13 protein-coding genes are annotated in these 20824 nt (G+C 36.8%); 12 read left to right on the forward strand and 1 reads right to left on the reverse strand.

Annotation, left to right across the window (positions count from 1 at the left end):
- The first annotated feature begins 191 nt into the window (after positions 1-191).
- The 8 genes from rpoB (at position 192) to D8M03_RS07605 (ending at position 14964) form a co-directional block, all read left to right on the forward strand.
- Positions 192-3749, forward strand: coding sequence for a DNA-directed RNA polymerase subunit beta (gene rpoB, locus D8M03_RS07570; RefSeq protein WP_211330878.1), 3558 nt, complete (start codon positions 192-194; stop codon positions 3747-3749).
- Positions 3750-3859: 110 nt separating this feature from the next.
- Positions 3860-7549, forward strand: a complete 3690-nt coding sequence (rpoC, locus tag D8M03_RS07575; protein ID WP_121214178.1) for a DNA-directed RNA polymerase subunit beta' — start codon at positions 3860-3862, stop codon at positions 7547-7549.
- A gap of 133 nt (positions 7550-7682) precedes the next feature.
- Positions 7683-7934 carry a 50S ribosomal protein L7ae-like protein gene (locus D8M03_RS07580; RefSeq protein ID WP_121214179.1) on the forward strand — a complete coding sequence of 84 codons (252 nt, stop codon included), beginning with the start codon at positions 7683-7685 and terminating at the stop codon, positions 7932-7934.
- Positions 7935-8032: 98 nt separating this feature from the next.
- The gene (gene rpsL / locus D8M03_RS07585) at positions 8033-8452 is read left to right on the forward strand and encodes a 30S ribosomal protein S12 (protein ID WP_121214180.1); all 420 of its coding nucleotides are present in this window, start codon (positions 8033-8035) and stop codon (positions 8450-8452) included.
- 142 nt (positions 8453-8594) lie between these two features.
- On the forward strand, positions 8595-9065 hold the full coding sequence (gene rpsG / locus D8M03_RS07590; RefSeq protein ID WP_097073465.1) for a 30S ribosomal protein S7: 471 nt from the start codon (positions 8595-8597) through the stop codon (positions 9063-9065).
- Positions 9066-9157: 92 nt separating this feature from the next.
- Positions 9158-11233, forward strand: coding sequence for an elongation factor G (gene fusA, locus D8M03_RS07595; RefSeq protein ID WP_121214181.1), 2076 nt, complete (start codon positions 9158-9160; stop codon positions 11231-11233).
- 138 nt (positions 11234-11371) lie between these two features.
- Complete coding sequence (gene tuf, locus D8M03_RS07600; protein WP_121214182.1) at positions 11372-12559, forward strand: elongation factor Tu; 1188 nt, start codon at positions 11372-11374, stop codon at positions 12557-12559.
- Between the two features lie 221 nt (positions 12560-12780).
- Positions 12781-14964, forward strand: coding sequence for a malate synthase G (locus D8M03_RS07605; protein ID WP_121214183.1), 2184 nt, complete (start codon positions 12781-12783; stop codon positions 14962-14964).
- Between the two features lie 135 nt (positions 14965-15099).
- Here D8M03_RS07605 and D8M03_RS07610 read toward each other — a convergent pair whose 3' ends face one another.
- Positions 15100-15987, reverse strand: a complete 888-nt coding sequence (locus tag D8M03_RS07610; protein ID WP_121214184.1) for a LysR family transcriptional regulator — start codon at positions 15985-15987, stop codon at positions 15100-15102.
- A gap of 182 nt (positions 15988-16169) precedes the next feature.
- On the opposite strand from D8M03_RS07610, the gene D8M03_RS07615 reads away from it, so the two are divergent.
- From D8M03_RS07615 to D8M03_RS07630, 4 genes are all read left to right on the forward strand, one after another.
- On the forward strand, positions 16170-16847 hold the full coding sequence (locus D8M03_RS07615) for a response regulator transcription factor (protein ID WP_121214222.1): 678 nt from the start codon (positions 16170-16172) through the stop codon (positions 16845-16847).
- Between the two features lie 198 nt (positions 16848-17045).
- A complete protein-coding gene (locus tag D8M03_RS07620; RefSeq protein ID WP_245987505.1) occupies positions 17046-17870 on the forward strand; it encodes a sensor histidine kinase in 825 nt (274 codons plus the stop codon).
- 100 nt (positions 17871-17970) lie between these two features.
- Positions 17971-18732 carry an ABC transporter ATP-binding protein gene (locus D8M03_RS07625; protein WP_121214186.1) on the forward strand — a complete coding sequence of 254 codons (762 nt, stop codon included), beginning with the start codon at positions 17971-17973 and terminating at the stop codon, positions 18730-18732.
- Entirely contained in the window at positions 18722-20701 is a 1980-nt protein-coding gene (locus D8M03_RS07630; RefSeq protein ID WP_121214187.1) for an FtsX-like permease family protein, read from the forward strand. The genes D8M03_RS07625 and D8M03_RS07630 overlap by 11 nt, the downstream gene beginning before the upstream one ends.
- Positions 20702-20824 lie beyond the last annotated feature (123 nt).

Below are 20824 nucleotides of genomic sequence, written 5' to 3' on the forward strand. Positions count from 1 at the left end.
AAATGCAAAAATATTATTTTGTGGGAGTTTGCCCTTTTGTATGCAACGCCATTTCAGTGGGTATACTTGCCATGAATAAGTTAAGTTTAACCGAAAATGACGTCTAAGAAAAGACTCGTTTTCTTTTTGTCTTTCGAAATCATACACTATTTAGTTGGTTTTGCAAAGACCTATAATCGCTTTAATGAGGGGTGAATGAGTTGGTAGGTCAACTAGTTCAGTACGGACAACACCGCCAGCGTAGAAGCTTTGCGCGTATTAAAGAGGTGCTGGAGCTTCCGAATTTAATTGAAATTCAGACAGCATCTTACGAGTGGTTCCTTGAAGAAGGATTGAGAGAGATGTTCCGTGACATTTCTCCAATCGAAGATTTTACAGGTAATCTATCTCTTGAATTCATCGATTATACATTAGGTGAGCCTAAATATGATGTCGATGAATGTAAAGAACGTGACGTTACTTATGCTGCACCATTACGTGTAAAAGTACGTCTTCATAACAAAGAAACAGACGAAGTAAAAGAACAAGATGTCTTCATGGGTGATTTCCCATTGATGACAGAAACAGGTACGTTCGTAATCAATGGTGCCGAACGCGTTATCGTTTCGCAATTAGTTCGTTCACCGAGCGTTTACTTCCATGATAAAACAGATAAAAACGGTAAAAAAGGCTTTGGTGCAACAGTAATTCCAAACCGTGGTGCTTGGTTAGAGTACGAAACAGATGCGAAAGATGTCGTTTATGTACGTATTGACCGCACACGTAAATTACCTGTAACAGTACTTTTACGTGCATTAGGTTTCGGTTCAGATGCAGAAATTATCGATATTCTTGGTGATAACGAGTACTTACGTAATACCCTTGAAAAAGATAATACTGACAGCACTGAAAAAGCATTATTAGAAATCTACGAACGTCTACGTCCAGGTGAACCACCTACAGTAGAAAGTGCTAAGAGCTTATTATATTCACGTTTCTTCGATGCTAAACGTTATGATTTAGCAAACGTTGGACGTTACAAAATGAATAAAAAGCTTCATATTAAAAATCGTTTATTTAACCAAACGATTGCAGAGACACTTGTTGATCCTGAAACTGGAGAAATTGTAGTTGAGAAAGGTACAACGTTAGATCGTCGTACATTAGACCGTATCATTCCTTATTTAGAGAATGGCATCGGATTCCGTACTTTATCTCAAGTAGGTGGAGTATTAGAAGATGATGTAACGATTCAATCAATTAAAATTTATGCTCCAAATGATGAAGCGCAAAAAGAAATCAACGTAATTTCAAACGCTTATATTGATGAAGAAGTGAAAAATATTACTCCTGCTGATGTAATTGCTTCAATGTCATACTTCTTCAACTTATTATATGGCGTAGGAAATACGGATGATATTGACCATTTAGGAAATCGTCGCTTACGTTCTGTTGGGGAATTATTACAAAACCAATTCCGTATTGGTTTATCTCGTATGGAACGTGTAGTTCGTGAACGTATGTCTATTAACGACACAGCTTCAATCGTTCCTCAACAATTAATTAACATCCGACCTGTAATTGCATCAATTAAAGAGTTCTTTGGTAGCTCTCAATTATCGCAATTCATGGACCAAACAAACCCATTAGCAGAATTAACGCATAAACGCCGACTTTCTGCATTAGGGCCTGGTGGTTTAACTCGTGAACGTGCTGGTATGGAAGTACGTGACGTTCACTACTCTCACTATGGTCGTATGTGTCCAATCGAGACTCCTGAGGGTCCAAACATCGGTTTAATTAACTCGTTATCATCTTATGCAAAAGTAAACAAATTTGGTTTCATTGAAACGCCTTATCGTAAGGTAGACCCTGAAACAGGTCGTGTAACTGATCAAATTGATTACTTAACTGCTGACGAAGAGGATAACTACATTGTTGCACAAGCAAACTCACCATTAAATCCTGATGGTACGTTTGCGAACGAAGAAGTATTAGGTCGTTTCCGTGGTGACAACACTGTTTTCAAAAGAGAACGTGTGGACTACATGGACGTATCACCTAAGCAAGTAGTATCTGCCGCTACTGCATGTATTCCATTCTTAGAAAACGATGACTCTAACCGTGCCCTAATGGGAGCGAACATGCAACGTCAAGCGGTTCCTTTATTAAACCCTGAAGCACCATTCGTTGGTACTGGTATGGAACACGTAGATGCACGTGATTCAGGTGCTGCTGTAGTTAATAAACATCACGGTATTGTTGAACATGTTGAAGCTCGTTCTATTCATGTTCGTCGTATCGAAGAGATTGATGGTAAAGAAGTAAAAGGTGAATTAGTGAAATACAAACTTCAAAAATTCACTCGTTCAAACCACGGTACTTCAATCAACCAACGTCCAATCGTTAAAGTTGGCGATCGCGTAAAACCAAAAGACATTTTAGCTGATGGTCCTTCAATGGAAAAAGGCGAACTTGCTTTAGGTCGTAACGTATTAGTTGCCTTCATGACTTGGGAAGGTTTCAACTATGAAGATGCCGTTATTATGAACGAACGTCTTGTAAAAGATGATGTTTATACTTCAGTTCATATTGAAGAATATGAATCAGAATCTCGTGATACAAAACTAGGGCCTGAAGAAATCACTCGCGACATTCCAAACGTTGGGGAAGATGCTCTTCGTAACCTAGATGATCGCGGTATTATCCGTATCGGTGCTGAAGTGCGTGATGGCGATATTTTAGTAGGTAAAGTAACTCCTAAAGGGGTAACTGAACTTACTGCTGAAGAACGCTTATTACATGCAATCTTCGGTGAAAAAGCTCGTGAAGTTCGTGATACTTCGTTACGTGTACCTCATGGAGCTGGCGGTATCGTTCTTGATGTTAAAGTATTCAATCGTGAAGATGGCGATGAATTACCACCAGGTGTTAACCAATTAGTTCGTGTTTATATTGTTCAAAAACGTAAAATCCGCGTTGGGGACAAAATGGCCGGACGTCACGGTAACAAAGGGGTAATCTCACGTATTTTACCTGAAGAAGATATGCCATTTATGCCAGACGGAACACCTGTAGACATCATGTTAAACCCACTAGGCGTACCATCTCGTATGAATATCGGACAAGTATTAGAGCTTCATTTAGGTATGGCAGCTCGATATTTAGGTGTTCATATGGCTACACCAGTATTTGATGGTGCGAACGAAGAAGATGTTTGGGAAACGATGGAAGAAGCGGGTATGAACCGTGATGGTAAAACAATTCTTTATGATGGTCGCTCTGGTGAACCATTCGACAACCGTGTTTCTGTAGGTGTCATGTACATGATTAAACTTGCTCACATGGTTGACGATAAACTTCATGCTCGTTCAACTGGACCATACTCATTAGTTACGCAACAACCACTTGGAGGTAAAGCTCAATTTGGTGGTCAACGTTTCGGTGAGATGGAGGTTTGGGCACTTGAGGCATATGGTGCCGCTTATACATTACAAGAAATTTTAACAATTAAATCTGACGATGTTGTTGGACGTGTTAAAACGTATGAAGCAATTGTTAAAGGTGAAAGTGTACCAGAACCAGGTGTTCCTGAGTCATTCAAAGTATTAATTAAGGAACTTCAATCTCTAGGTTTAGATGTGAAGATGCTTACAATCAATGATGAAGAAGTCGAACTTCGTGATCTTGATGATGAAGATGAACTTCAACCAACTGATGCATTAAATATTTTACCTAAAGAAGAAGACGCTGTAGAAACGGCTGAATAATCGGTTAGTAGGGCAGGAGTAATATACTGCCTGCCCTTTTTAAATAAAACAATTAATTGTTGAGCTTCGGAAAGTCGTTAAAGGACTTATACTAAAGGGAGGTAGGCTCCTTGATAGACGTTAATGAATTTGAATATATGAAAATTGGTTTAGCTTCACCAGATAAAATTCGTTCTTGGTCATATGGAGAAGTAAAAAAACCTGAAACAATTAACTATCGTACATTAAAACCAGAAAAAGATGGTTTGTTCTGTGAACGTATCTTTGGACCAACAAAAGACTGGGAATGTCACTGCGGTAAATACAAACGTGTTCGTTATAAAGGCGTAGTTTGTGACCGTTGTGGCGTTGAGGTAACACGCGCAAAAGTTCGTCGTGAACGTATGGGCCATATTGAACTAGCTGCTCCTGTATCACATATTTGGTACTTCAAAGGTATTCCTAGTCGTATGGGATTAATCCTTGATATGTCTCCACGTGCTTTAGAAGAAGTAATTTACTTTGCATCTTATGTTGTAATCGACGCTGGTGAATCTTCACTAGAAAAGAAACAATTACTTTCTGAAAAAGAATATCGTGCATACCGTGAAAAATTCGGAAATGGCTTCGAAGCATCAATGGGTGCAGAAGCAATTAAAAAACTTCTAGAACAAATTGATTTAGAAGAAGAAACAGTTGCTTTAAAAGAAGAGCTTAAAACTGCACAAGGTCAACGCCGTACACGTGCAATTAAGCGATTAGAAGTAATTGAATCATTCCGTAACTCTGGAAACAAACCAGAATGGATGATTTTAGATGTACTACCTGTAATTCCACCAGAGCTTCGTCCAATGGTGCAATTAGATGGTGGACGTTTTGCAACTTCTGACTTAAACGATTTATATCGTCGTGTTATTAACCGTAATAACCGTTTAAAACGTTTACTAGACCTTGGTGCACCAAGCATCATCGTACAAAACGAAAAACGTATGTTACAAGAAGCAGTTGACGCACTAATCGACAATGGTCGTCGTGGTCGTCCTGTTACTGGTCCTGGTAACCGTCCATTAAAATCGTTATCACATATGTTAAAAGGGAAACAAGGTCGTTTCCGTCAAAACTTACTTGGTAAACGTGTAGACTACTCTGGTCGTTCGGTTATCGTAGTAGGTCCAAACTTAAAAATGTATCAATGTGGTCTTCCAAAAGAAATGGCAATTGAGTTATTCAAACCATTTGTAATGAAAGAACTAGTTGAGCGTGGCTTAGCACACAACATTAAATCTGCAAAACGTAAAATTGAACGTTTACACAATGAGGTTTGGGACGTATTAGAGGATGTAATTCGTGAGCACCCAGTTTTACTAAACCGTGCACCGACATTACACCGTCTTGGTATCCAAGCTTTCGAACCAACATTAGTAGAAGGTCGTGCGATTCGTCTACACCCACTTGTATGTACAGCTTATAACGCTGACTTCGATGGTGACCAAATGGCGGTCCATGTTCCATTATCTGCTGAAGCACAAGCGGAAGCTCGTCTACTTATGTTAGCGGCACAAAATATCCTTAACCCGAAAGATGGTAAACCAGTAGTTACACCATCTCAAGATATGGTTTTAGGAAACTATTATCTAACTTTAGAACGTGCGGGTGCCCGTGGTGAAGGTTCTATCTTCTACGGACCAAATGAAGTATTAATTGCATATCAAAACGGGAAAGTGCATTTACACACTCGTATTGCAATTAAAGCAAGTTCATTAAATAACCCAACGTTTACTGAAGAACAAAATAATAAGTTCTTATTAACTACAGTAGGTAAGGTAATTTTCAATGAAATTTTACCAGAATCATTCCCATTCATTAATGAACCTACTTCAACAAACTTAGAAAAAGAAACACCAGAAAAATATTTCGCATCGTTAACAATCGATGAAGAAACATTACAAGAACTAGAACAATTAGATGAATATAAAAACGCGGATGAAAGCGAAAAAATTGAGTTACAACGTCAAGCAGTGTTAAGAAAACACTTTGAAAACGTAAAACCAATTAGCCCATTCCGTAAAAAATTCTTAGGTCAAATCATCGCAGAAGTATTCAAACGATTCCACATTACTGAAACTTCAAAAATGCTTGACCGAATGAAAGATCTAGGTTTCAAATACTCTACAAAAGCTGGTATTACAGTAGCGATTTCTGACATCGTGGTATTACCTGAGAAAACTGAAATTCTAGAAGAAGCACAGAAAAAAGTAGATAAAGTAATGGTTCAATTCCGCCGTGGTTTAATTACGGAAGAAGAACGTTATGACCGTGTAATTTCAAGCTGGTCTGCGGCAAAAGATGAAATTCAAGGTAAACTGATGGACTCTCTACCAGATACAAACCCAATCTTCATGATGAGTGACTCTGGTGCCCGTGGTAACGCATCAAACTTTACTCAGTTAGCAGGTATGCGTGGGTTAATGGCCAACCCAGCTGGTCGTATTATCGAACTTCCAATTAAATCTTCCTTCCGTGAAGGTTTAACGGTATTAGAGTACTTCATCTCTACTCACGGTGCTCGTAAAGGTTTAGCTGATACAGCCTTAAAAACTGCCGACTCTGGTTACTTAACACGTCGTTTAGTAGACGTTGCACAAGATGTTATTGTACGTGAAGACGATTGTGGAACAGATCGTGGTTTAACTATTGGTGCTTTAATGGAAGGAACAGAAGTTATCGAAACTCTAGAAGAGCGTATTGTTGGTCGTCATACGAAGAAAACAATTCGTCATCCAGAGACTGGTGAAGTAATTCTTAACCGTGATGACTTAATCACTCAAGATGCTGCACGTGTAATCGAAAATGCAGGCATCACTGAAGTGACGATTCGTTCTGCCTTCACATGTAATACAAAACATGGTGTATGTAAAAAATGTTATGGTATTAACTTAGCAACAGGTGAAGAGGTTGAAGTAGGGGAAGCTGTTGGTATTATTGCTGCACAATCTATCGGTGAACCAGGAACGCAATTAACAATGCGTACGTTCCATACTGGTGGGGTTGCTGGTAACGATATTACACAAGGTCTTCCACGTATCCAAGAGATTTTCGAAGCGCGTAATCCAAAAGGGCAAGCGGTTATCTCTGAAATTTCAGGGGTAGTTTCTGAAATAGAGGAAATTCGAGAAGGATTAAAAGAATTAACGATTCAAGGTGAAATTGAAACACGTAAGTACCAAGCGCCATACAATGCACGCTTAAAAGTACAATTAGGTGATACGATTAAACCTGGTCAAATTCTAACTGAAGGTTCTATCGATCCAAAACAATTATTGAAAGTAAAAGACGTAGCTACTGTTCAAGAGTACTTATTAAAAGAAGTACAAAAAGTATACCGTATGCAAGGGGTAGAAATTGGCGATAAACATATCGAAGTAATGGTACGCCAAATGTTACGTAAAGTACGTGTAATTGAAGCAGGTGATACTGAGTTATTACCAGGTTCATTACTTGATATCCATCAATTTACAGAAGCGAACAAAGAAGCAATTGTTAATGGGAAAATCCCTGCAACTTGTCGCCCTGTTATCCTTGGTATTACAAAAGCTTCTCTTGAAACTGAATCGTTCTTATCTGCTGCATCATTCCAAGAAACAACTCGTGTGTTAACGGATGCCGCTATTAAAGGTAAACGCGATGAGCTATTAGGTCTGAAAGAGAACGTAATTATCGGTAAACTAGTTCCTGCTGGTACTGGTATGCAACGTTATCGTCAAATTCAAATTGAAGAAGACCCAATGGATCTAAGTGAAGATTTTGCTTCAGTAGAATAAACAATTAATAATTTTCTCGGGAGATTTTTAAATCTCTCGAGGAAATTCATAAAAAATATTTGACAGTTTAAATTGATAGTGTTAATATACTTAAGGTTGATAGTTAACTGTCTGTACTTCGGAGGATATGAAAATGTCTTATGATAAAGTTAAACAGGCTAGTAAAACAATCATAGGTACAAAGCAAGCAGTGAAAGCAATTCGTGCTGGTCAAGTGAAAGAGCTTTTTGTTGCACTTGATGCAGACAATTGGGTAACCGATCCAGTGATTGTTCTTGCAAAAGAAGTCGGCGTACCAGTGAGTCTCGTTGAGTCTAAAAAAGAACTTGGCAAAGCTTGTGGTATTCATGTTGGTGCTGCGATTGTTGCAATCGCTGCAAGTTAGTTTTTGTGTGGTAAACACAAAGACTTTGTTTTTACCCTAAAAATGAACCACCTGGATGTGTGGTATTAACAAGGAATAAATGAAGGGAGGAAAAACCGATGCCTACAATTAACCAATTGGTACGTAAGCCTCGTAAATCCAAAGTAACGAAATCAAATTCACCTGCGTTAAACAAGGGATATAACAGCTTTAAAAAATCTTTAACAAATGTTAATTCCCCACAAAAACGTGGAGTTTGTACTCGTGTAGGTACAATGACACCTAAGAAACCAAACTCAGCGTTACGTAAATACGCTCGTGTACGCTTAACTAACCAAATCGAAGTTACAGCTTACATTCCTGGTGAAGGTCACAACTTACAAGAACACAGCGTAGTATTAATCCGCGGTGGACGTGTAAAAGACTTACCAGGGGTACGTTACCATATCGTACGTGGTGCTCTTGATACTGCTGGTGTAAACGGCCGTATGCAATCACGTTCTTTATACGGTACAAAACGTCCTAAAGAGAAAAAATAATTAAAAGCAAGAAGCTATAGAACAATCAAAGAATTTTGAGTGGAGATCTTAATGCGCGCAACCATTCAAAAAGAATTGAAACATTCATTTAGCAACTTAGTACTACTTAAAATGGTTAATATTTCTGAAAGGAGGAAAACACATGCCTCGTAAAGGTCCTGTTTCCAAACGTGACGTGTTACCAGATCCAATTTATAATTCAAAACTAGTAACTCGTTTAATCAATAAAATGATGATTGATGGTAAAAGAGGTACTTCTGAAAAGATTTTATACGGTGCGTTCGAATTAGTTAAAGAACGTTCTGGTAAAGAACCTTTAGAAGTATTCGAAGCTGCATTAAATAATGTAATGCCTGTTCTTGAAGTACGCGCTCGTCGTGTTGGTGGTTCTAACTACCAAGTACCGGTTGAAGTTCGTCCAGAACGTCGTATTACTTTAGGTCTTCGTTATTTAGTTAATTATTCTCGTCTTCGTGGTGAAAAAACTATGGAAGAGCGTTTAGCTAACGAAATCCTAGATGCTTCTAACAATACAGGTGCTTCAGTTAAGAAACGTGAAGATATGCACAAAATGGCCGAAGCAAACAAAGCATTTGCACACTATCGTTGGTAATTTAAACTACGTGCTAGCGGCAAGCTAGTACGTAGGTTTAAATATATATTTCAACACTAGTCTATACCCAATATGGAAGGAGAAAATTTCCTATGAAACGCGAATTCTCATTAGAGAATACACGTAATATTGGGATCATGGCTCATATTGATGCTGGTAAAACAACAACAACTGAGCGTATCCTTTATTACACTGGTAAGATTCACAAAATCGGTGAAACTCACGAAGGTGCCTCTCAAATGGACTGGATGGAGCAAGAACAAGAACGTGGTATCACTATCACTTCTGCTGCGACAACAGCTCAATGGAAAGGTCATCGCGTAAATATCATCGACACACCAGGACACGTAGACTTCACAGTAGAGGTTGAACGTTCATTACGTGTACTTGACGGAGCAGTAACAGTACTTGATGCTCAATCTGGTGTTGAGCCACAAACTGAAACTGTATGGCGCCAAGCTACAACTTATGGTGTTCCACGTATCGTATTTGTTAACAAAATGGATAAAATCGGTGCAGATTTCTTATATTCTGTAGGAACTCTACATGACCGTTTACAAGCGAATGCACACCCAATTCAATTACCAATCGGTGCTGAAGATCAATTCGAAGCAATTATCGATTTAGTTGAAATGAAAGCTATCTTCTACGGAAACGACCTTGGTACTGATATCCAAGAACGTGAAATTCCAGAAGAATATAAAGCACAAGCTGAAGAATACCGTGAAAAGTTAGTTGAAGCAGTTGCTGAATTAGATGAAGAATTAATGGAGAAATACTTTGCTGGTGAAGAAATCACTATCGAAGAATTAAAAGCTGGTATCCGTAAAGCTACTCTATCAGTTCAATTCTACCCAGTTATTTGTGGTACTGCATTCAAAAACAAAGGTGTTCAATTAATGCTTGATGCAGTAATCGACTACTTACCAGCACCAACTGACATCCCAGCTATTAAAGGTGTTAATGACTCTGGTGAAGAAGTTGAAAAACATGCTAGCGATGACGAGCCATTCGCAGCGCTTGCATTCAAAGTTATGACTGACCCTTATGTTGGTAAATTAACATTCTTCCGTGTGTACTCTGGTATTTTAGAATCAGGTTCATACGTACAAAACTCTACAAAAGGTAAACGTGAACGTATAGGTCGTATCCTACAAATGCACGCAAACTCTCGTGAAGAAATTTCAAAAGTATTCGCTGGTGATATTGCTGCTGCTGTAGGTCTTAAAGATACTACTACTGGTGACACTCTTTGTGACGAAAAAGACTTCGTTATTTTAGAGTCTATGGAATTCCCAGAGCCAGTTATCTCTTTATCTGTAGAACCAAAATCAAAAGCGGACCAAGACAAAATGGGACAAGCTCTTGCAAAATTACAAGAAGAAGACCCAACATTCCGCGCTCATACAGACCAAGAAACTGGTCAAACAATCATCTCAGGTATGGGTGAACTTCACCTTGATATCCTAGTTGACCGTATGAAACGTGAATTTAAAGTTGAATGTAATGTAGGTGCTCCACAAGTTTCTTACCGTGAAACATTCCGTAGCTCTGCACAAGTTCAAGGTAAATTCACTCGCCAATCTGGTGGTCGTGGTCAATACGGTGACGTTTGGATCGAATTCTCTCCAAACGAAGAAGGTAAAGGTTTCGAATTTGAAAACGCAATCGTTGGTGGGGTAGTACCACGTGAATATATTCCAGCTGTTGAAGCAGGACTTCGTGACGCGCTTGATCGCGGTGTAGTTGCTGGTTACCCATTAATCGACATCAAAGCGAAATTATTCGATGGTTCTTACCATGATGTTGACTCAAACGAAATGGCGTTCAAAATCGCTGCTTCTATGGCATTAAAAGCTGCAGCTTCTAAATGTAACCCTGTTCTTTTAGAACCAGTAATGAAAGTAGAAGTAGTAATTCCTGAAGAATATCTTGGAGATATCATGGGTAACATCACTTCTCGCCGTGGTCGTGTAGAAGGTATGGAAGCTCGTGGTAACGCACAAGTTGTTCGTGCAATGGTTCCACTTTCTGAAATGTTCGGATATGCAACTACATTACGTTCTGCTACACAAGGTCGTGGTGTATTCTCAATGGTATTCGATCACTATGAAGAAGTTCCAAAATCAATTGCAGATGATATCATCAAAAAAAATAAAGGTGAATAATTGAAATTTCATCTTGCTTCAAGTATAAATAATTTGTAAGCTATGATTGACTGGCTGTGAAGGGCCCTCCAGCCAGCAGTTATAACATATAAAAATTCTAAAAAAAATAATAAACACATATTTAGGAGGCTAACTCTAATGGCTAAAGAAAAATTTGACCGTTCGAAAACGCATGCTAACGTTGGTACAATTGGACACGTTGACCATGGTAAAACTACTTTAACTGCTGCTATCGCTACAGTTCTTTCTAAAAAAATGGGTGGGGAAGCAAAATCATACGCTGATATCGATAACGCTCCAGAAGAAAAAGAGCGTGGAATCACTATCAACACTTCTCACGTAGAATATGAAACTGCTACTCGTCACTATGCACACGTTGACTGCCCAGGACATGCTGACTATGTTAAAAACATGATCACTGGTGCTGCTCAAATGGACGGCGGTATCTTAGTAGTATCTGCTGCTGACGGCCCAATGCCACAAACTCGTGAGCACATCTTATTATCACGTCAAGTAGGTGTACCTTACTTAGTAGTATTCTTAAACAAATGTGATATGGTTGATGACGAAGAATTATTAGAATTAGTAGAAATGGAAGTACGTGATTTACTTTCTGAATACGATTTCCCAGGTGACGATGTTCCTGTAATCAAAGGTTCTGCTTTAAAAGCTCTTGAAGGTGAACCAGAATGGGAAGAAAAAATCGTTGAATTAATGGACGCTGTAGATAACTACATCCCAACTCCAGAACGTCAAACTGACAAACCATTCATGATGCCAGTAGAGGACGTATTCTCTATCACTGGTCGTGGTACAGTTGCAACTGGTCGTGTAGAACGCGGTCAAGTTAAAGTTGGTGACGTTGTTGAGATCGTTGGTATCGTTGACGAGCCAAAATCAACAACTGTAACTGGTGTTGAAATGTTCCGTAAATTATTAGACTATGCTGAAGCTGGTGACAACATCGGTGCTTTACTTCGTGGTATTTCACGTGAAGAAGTACAACGTGGACAAGTATTAGCTAAACCAGGCTCAATCACTCCACACACTACTTTCAAAGCTGAAGTTTACGTATTATCAAAAGAAGAAGGTGGACGTCATACTCCATTCTTCTCTAACTACCGTCCTCAGTTCTACTTCCGTACAACTGACGTAACTGGTGTTATCAACTTACCAGAAGGCGTAGAAATGGTTATGCCTGGCGACAACATTGAAATGAACGTAGAATTAATTTCTCCAATCGCTCTTGAAGAAGGTACAAAATTCTCTATCCGTGAGGGTGGACGTACTGTTGGAGCTGGAGTAGTATCTTCTATCCAAAAATAATTTTAGCTTATTGCTAATACAAACATCCTATGGGGACGCCTGTAGGATGTTTTTTTTTGTTCAATTTTCTTCTATCGTTTCTATACTATAGCTAAAGAGAATAATGAATATTCAAAATATGTATTTCATTTATGTACCGTCTTCCTATTATAATTATGACTAAGCAAAGTTAGAGGAAATGACCTCTTTCTTGAATCTTGTATATATTGGGGGATATGTTCATGACAAATTACATTCAAGTGGGGAATCTTAAAGTAGCTTCAGTTCTATATGATTTTATTAATAATCAAGCATTACCAGGTAGTAAAGTAGAGCAGGAACAGTTTTGGAATGGACTTGATCAGCTAATCCATGACTTAACACCTGAAAATAAAGCGTTGTTAGAAAAACGTGATGAAATACAAGAAGCAATCAATAACTGGCACAAAGAAAATAAAGAAAACTTTAATTTTGATAATTATAAAACTTTCTTACAAGAAATTGGATACCTTGAGCCAAAAGTAGAAGACTTTAAAATTTCGACAGAGAACGTGGATGATGAAATTGCCGTACAAGCGGGTCCACAATTAGTTGTACCTGTAAATAATGGGCGCTATGCAATTAATGCTGCAAATGCACGTTGGGGAAGTTTATATGATGCACTTTATGGCACAGATGCAATTAGTGAAGAAGACGGTGCTACTATCGGTAAAGGCTACAACCCAGTTCGTGGTGAAAAAGTTATTACTAAATCTAAACAACTATTAGATGAAGCAATTACATTAAAGAATGCATCTCATATTGATATTGTGAAATATTCAATTATTGATAATAAACTAGTGGCTACTTTAGCAAATGGAGAATCTACAGGTCTAGTTGATGAGCAAAAATTAGTAGGTTACCAAGGTTCACTTGAAGAACCAACTGTTTTATTATTTAAAAATAATGACCTTCACATTGAAATTCAATTTAATCGTGAGCATCCAGTTGGAAAAACAGATGCTGCGGGTATTAAAGATATCGTACTTGAATCTGCTATTACAACGATTATGGACTGTGAGGATTCTGTTGCTGCTGTTGATGCGGAAGATAAAGTACTAGTATATAGCAACTGGTTAGGTTTAATGAAAGGTGATTTATCCGCAACGTTTGAAAAAGGCTCAAAAACAATGACACGTACGTTAAATCCTGATCGTACATACACAGGATTAAATGGTGAAACAATTACACTTCCAGGACGTTCATTAATGTTTGTTCGAAACGTAGGTCACTTAATGACAAATAGCGCAATTCTAGATAAAAATGGTGACGAAGTTCCAGAGGGTATTTTAGATGGTGTGTTTACTAGCTTAATTGCAAAACACGACATTTTAGGTTCAGGGAAATATAAAAACTCTCAAAAAGGTTCAATTTACATTGTAAAGCCGAAAATGCATGGATCAAAAGAAGTTGCATTTGCTAATAAACTATTTGAACGTGTCGAAGATTTACTAGGTTTAGAACGCTTCACTTTAAAAATTGGTGTAATGGATGAAGAACGTCGCACATCTTTAAACTTAAAAGCATGTATTAAAGAAGTTAAAGACCGTGTAGTATTCATCAACACTGGATTCTTAGATCGTACAGGTGATGAAATCCATACATCTATGGAAGCTGGACCTATGATTCGTAAAAATGAAATGAAAACTTCTATTTGGTTACAATCATATGAGAAATCAAATGTAACAGTTGGTCTTGACTGTGGATTACAAGGTCGTGCTCAAATTGGTAAAGGTATGTGGGCAATGCCAGATTTAATGGCAGAAATGTTAAATCAAAAAATTGGTCACTTACAAGCAGGTGCAAATACAGCCTGGGTACCATCACCTACAGCAGCAACATTACATGCAACACATTATCACCAATTAAATGTTAAAGATGTTCAAAAAGGATTATCTAGCTCAGAAGATTTCCAAGATGCAATTTTACAATTCCCAGTATCACCTACTACAAACTGGAGTCCTGAAGAAATCCAACAAGAGTTAGACAACAATTCTCAAGGTATATTAGGATATGTTGTTCGTTGGGTTGAACAAGGAGTAGGTTGTTCAAAAGTACCTGATATTAACAATATTGGTCTAATGGAAGATCGTGCAACGTTACGAATTTCAAGTCAACACGTTGCAAACTGGTTACACCATGGTATTTGTACTAAAGAGCAAGTATTAGAGACAATGAAACGCATGGCAAAAGTGGTTGATGGGCAAAATGCAGATGATCCTGAATACCGTCCAATGGCGCCAAACTTTGAAGAGTCAGTTGCATTCCAAGCAGCATGTGACTTAGTATTCAAAGGCTATGAACAGCCAAATGGTTATACAGAGCCAATTTTACACAAAAAACGTTTAGAAGCAAAAGCAAAGTATGGTACAGTAGTTGCAAACTAATTAGATAAAATTAAAGGGCTATGTTAAAATTTCATTTGAATTTTAACATAGCCCTTCTTAAATGCAATTTATATGTGACGATAGCCGATAGCGACAATCGTAAAAAAACGCTCAATCGCTCTTTTCAGACGCCTCTTACTGCTTAATAAAATCATGAGCTAAATTTATAAATTCCTTTACAGCAAAGGATAGATATTTATTTTTCTTCCACGTCATTCCGAGCTCTAAGAAGATTTTTTCTTCCTTAAAAGGTACCGACACAATAGTATCGTATTGTATTTTTTCACAAATTCTTTTTGGTAATAGCGCAATGCCAAGCTTTGCGGCAACCATTTCTATGATTAAGTCTTTTTGTGAAGTTTCACATGCAATTGTTGGGAAAAATCCGCTTTTCGAACATTCATCTATAATTCGGTCATACAATGTAAAATCATTCCGATAAATAATAAAGGATTCCTTCTCCAATTCAGTTAAGTGAACAGAAGGGCGATTAGCCAGTGGATGATCCCGATGTACAATTAGCATTAATGGATCTTTTAGTATCCCGATTGCTTCTAAATTTTCATTTGCCACACTTAAATTACAGATAAGCCCGATATCTAATTCACCCGCTTCAACACCCGCACGGATTTTTTTTGAGCCAACCTCTGTTAAGATAAGCTCGATATAAGGGTACTGCTCTTTATATTGGCTCACCAATTTTGAAAAGAATTCGGAACCTACGATTGGTGGGATACCAATCCGAATTTGTCCTTTTTTTAATTCCATTATATCTGTTAACTCTGAACGTAAATTTTTAAATGCCTCAAGTACATGTTGTGCATTTACTAATACTGCCCGTCCAGCATCGGTTAATTCTAATTGTTTTGAAGAACGATAAAATAAAGGGACACCCAGTTCAGCTTCTAAATTTTGAATAGCCTTACTGATAGAAGGCTGTGAAACATGTAAAGTTGAAGCGGCTTTTGTGAAGCTTAAATGTTTAGCAACTTCCGAAAAGTATTCAATCTGACGTATATCCAAAAGATGCAACTCCTTTACGACATAATTGACTCACTCGTTGGTTAGTACTCTTTCAATCTATTATACATTTAAAATGATGTATCGGGATAAAAACCTTCCTTTATGATGAATCTGAAACAGTATAGTATAATAAAATTGGATTTTATAGGAAGATTCATATCTCTATGAAGGGAATGAGCAATTTGAAAATATTTTTAATTGAAGATGATAGTTCTATTTTTGAAATGATAAAAGAACGTTTTAATGGGTGGAACTTAACAGTAGAAGGGCCTTTAGATTTTCATAAAGTTATGGACTCCTTTATAGAAATAAAGCCGCAATTAGTCATTATAGATATACAGCTTCCCGCATATGATGGTTTTCATTGGTGTAGGGAAATTAGAGAAATTTCGAAGGTGCCAATTATTTTCTTGTCTTCGCGTGATCACCCGATGGATATGGTAATGGCGATGCAAATGGGGGCGGATGATTTCATACAAAAGCCTTTTCACATGGAAGTTCTTTTAGCGAAGGTACAAGCTATTCTCCGTAGAACTTATGATTATGTTGAGGAGCAAAGTGAAATAACAAGATGGAACGGGGCCACTGTCGACTATACTAAAGGTGTTATCATGTATAATGATAAATCATGTGAATTAACAAAAAACGAATTATTTATATTGCGAATACTTTTACAGCATATAGATAAAATTGTTTCCAGGGATGAATTAATGCGTAAGTTATGGGATGATGAACGCTTTGTGAATGATAATACTTTGTCTGTGAATGTAAATCGACTTAGACAAAAGCTTGAAGAGATTGGAATGAAAAATGTTATTGTCACTAAGAAGGGGCTAGGGTATATGGCAATCACATTATAGAGGTGACATATGTTCTTATTATTTATAAGAGAAAGAATTACATGGATACTATTTATAGTAGGCTTGCTGGTATGTATAAATCTTTTATTTTACTTGGATTATGGCTTTTCTAGAATATCTTTAGGCTATTTTAATATCTTGACCATATCTGTTACAGTTTTGTTCCTATTTTGGCGGTATATAAAAGAAGTACATCAGTTGACAAATTTCCTGGGAAATTTGTCGAACAGATATGATCTCCTGTCTGAAAATGTTGGATTCTCACCATTTCAAAAAAGATATTTAGAGGAAATGTTATCTATTTTAGAAGAAAAAGAATTTTTATTAAATCAATCAAAAGTTCAACTTCAGGAGGACTCAGAGGATTTATTAGCATGGGTCCATGAAATGAAGACACCATTAACAGCTATGAAGTTAGTGGTTGAACAAATAGAAGATACAAGTTTACGAAAGAAACTTGAAAACGAATGGATGCGAATTCACTTATTATTGGATCAACAATTACATAATACGAGGTTAGCTTTTATAGAAAAAGATAATCGATTAGAAAAGGTGACATTACGCACTATTGTATATAAAGAGATTCGAGAGTTTCATTCATGGTGTATGGAAAAAGGGATAGGTTTTCAAGTTGAAGAGTTAGAAGAAGAAGTTACAACCGATAAAAAATGGTTAGCCTTTATAGTACGCCAGATTTTATCCAATGCGATAAAGTATAGTCATCAGAATGAAAATATCGATATTTTCACATCAGTAGATGATACTGGACACCTTTTGCTTCATTTTCAAGACTATGGTGTTGGTATACTACAAGAAGACTTACCACGTATCTTTCATAAATCCTATACTGGTACAATTGGACGTGAGTCTGTGCAATCAACAGGCATGGGTCTATATCTTGCCAAAAACGCTGCGCAAAAGCTAGGTATTCAAATTACAGTTCATTCTAAAAGAGATGAAGGTACAATGTTTACTTTAGTTTTCCCTACTGAAAATGAATATGGAAAATTACTTGGTAGATGACAAAATCGTCACCTACCTTTTTATTTTGTCATCTTAAACGAAGGAAGATAAGTTGAAACGACTGTAAAATGAAAATAGTTAAAGAAAGGGGCGAAAAAGTTTGTCAGTCTTAATCGGTAGAAAAATAAGAAAAGTATATGGAAAGAAATCAACAGCTCAAGAAGTTTTGAAGGGTATTGATATAGAAGTTCAAAAAGGAGAGTTTGTTGGAATCATGGGTCCTTCTGGATCAGGGAAAACAACATTATTAAATGTACTATGTTCCATTGATCACCCAACAGAAGGTATTGTTGAAATTAATGGACAAAATTTAAGAGGGATGAAGGAAAAGGCATTAGCCAATTTTAGACGTGAACAACTTGGTTTTATCTTTCAGGATTATAACTTACTTGATACTTTAACTGTAAAGGAAAATATATTATTGCCGTTATCGATAAGTAAACAGCCAAAAGCGGTAGTGGAAAGTCGACTAAAAGAACTCGTTGGAATTTTAGGCATCTCAGATATTTTAAATAAATATCCGAATGAAATCTCTGGTGGACAAAAACAAAGAACTTCTGCAGCACGAGCACTTATTGCGAATCCTACTTTAGTTTTTGCAGACGAACCAACTGGGGCACTAGATTCAAAATCAGCAAATGCGCTATTAACAAATTTAGAAACAATTAATCAACAAAAAAACGCAACGATTATGATGGTTACACACGATCCGGTGGCAGCTAGCTTTTGTTCGCGTGTTCTATTTTTAAAGGATGGAGCAATCTATACTGAATTATATAAAGGTGATAAAACTCGTCAGCAATTATTCCAACAAATATTAAATACGCAAAGTGTGCTTGGTGGTGATGGGTATGACGCTTAGCAAGTTAGTATTTAGAAGTATGAGGAAAAACGTTAAACAATATTATTTATATTTCTTTGCACTGATATTTAGTGTGACATTATGCTTTTCCTTTACGACATTGCAGTATAATCCATCAGTAGTAGAAGCGCTTAAAAAGAGTGGTACAGCTACAGCCGGTTTTGAAGCAGCGTCATATATATTATATTTTATCGTCACGTTCTTTGTCTTATATGCAAGCCAGCTCTTTATGAAAAGACGCAGTAAAGAAATTGGATTATTTCAATTAATTGGAATGACGAAAGGTTTAGTTTTTCGTTTAATTGCTTTAGAAAACATCATTTTATTTTCACTCGCAGTAATGATAGGGATGGTAATTGGCTATTTTAGTTCACGCTTTTTTGCAATGGTCTTATTAAAGATATTAGAAATTGATATGATCGTACAATTAAAGTTTTCCTTAGATGCTTTCCAACAATCAGCACTATTATTTTCTGTTTTGCTTATAATTATTTTATTGCAAATGTTATGGATGATTAGAAGGTTATCTTTGTTATCATTATTTACTGCAGCAAAAAAAGCTGACGAACGTATAAAAGGGTTTAGTATATTTCAGATGGTAATGGGGTTAATCGGTGTTGCGCTTATCATTTATGGCTATTATCAATCTACAATGTTATTTAACGTAGAAAAAGCGAGTGTTTATAATAATCTGTTTTTACACATGCTCGTTATACTAGGCTCTACAATATTAGGGACGTTCTTATTTTTTAGATATTCTGTTTCCCTCATTATGAATATTGTTCGTGCTAGTAAAAGTGGACATTTACGAATAACAGATGTTTTAGCCGTAACACCGATTATGCATAAAATGAAAAGTAATTCAAAATCCTTAACGTTAATTACAACTTTAACAGGACTTGCAGTAGGAATTATGAGTTTAGCTTATATTGCTTATTACTCATCAGGTTCCAATGCACGGTTTGCATCACCATATGACTATATTTTACTTAACGACCAAGGTATAGAGTTCTTAGATGCCTTATATCAAGAAGGAATTGATTTTAAAAAAGATACTTATCAAATTTCCAATGTAAAGTTAAATCTTAAAGATTTGATTTCGGAAAATTTACAGGATAGCCCTTTACTATTTAACGGAGAGGTAGATACTGCTGTCGTATCGCTTAGTGATTTTCATCAAATAGAACCGAACTTTTCATTAAAAGAAGGGGAAGCGTTGATAACGAGCTATGCTAATGTGTTGTCGGAAGTTTTACCGCTTCAAAAAGATGTTGATGTCAATGTGAAATCCGGAGAAACGGAAATTCCTCTGCACATTACAGATATTCGTAAAGATTACGTGTTATCACAATATGCTTCAGATGCTAGTCCAATTTTAGTTGTACCAGATAATCTCTTTAAAGAGATTGAAGAGCAAAATAAAGCTCAAGTAAATATTCATTCACAAATAGGTATTAACCTTAAAGATAAAGATGATATGGAAAAGGCTGAAGTGCTTTATAAAAAGTTCTCTGAAGATAGAAAGGTAATGTTAGATAATGAATACAGTATCATAATCAATTCTTTTGAAGAAGAACGAAAAGAGAACGTAGCTAGCTTAGGTATTACGATATTCGTCACAGCCTTCTTAGGATTAGCCTTCTTAATAACTACCGGAAGTATTCTTTATTTTAAACAAATGGCAGAAGCGGATGATGAAAAATCTTCTTATGTAATCTTACGTAAGATTGGCTATTCAACTTCACATATAATGAAAGGGATCTATGCAAAGCAAGCATTTAATTTCGGAGTACCATTAGTTATTGGATTATCCCATAGTTACTTTGCAGTTAAATCTGGCTGGTGGCTATTTGGAACAGAACTTGTTGCACCATTAGTCATCACAATCTGTTTATATGTTGCAATGTATATGGTGTTTGCAATATTATCTATTCAATATTATAAAAGGGTTGTAAGAGAATCATTATAATAGAAGAAATCCACTATAAATTCCGAATATTTCAGGAATTTATAGTGGATTTTCTTTACATTGACTTTAGATAATTGAGCAGTTACACTTTAACACGTTGTCAGTTTAGCAGTTTAGCAAATG

This window comes from Ureibacillus endophyticus (genome assembly GCF_003628435.1).
GTDB classification, from domain to species: domain Bacteria; phylum Bacillota; class Bacilli; order Bacillales_A; family Planococcaceae; genus Ureibacillus; species Ureibacillus endophyticus.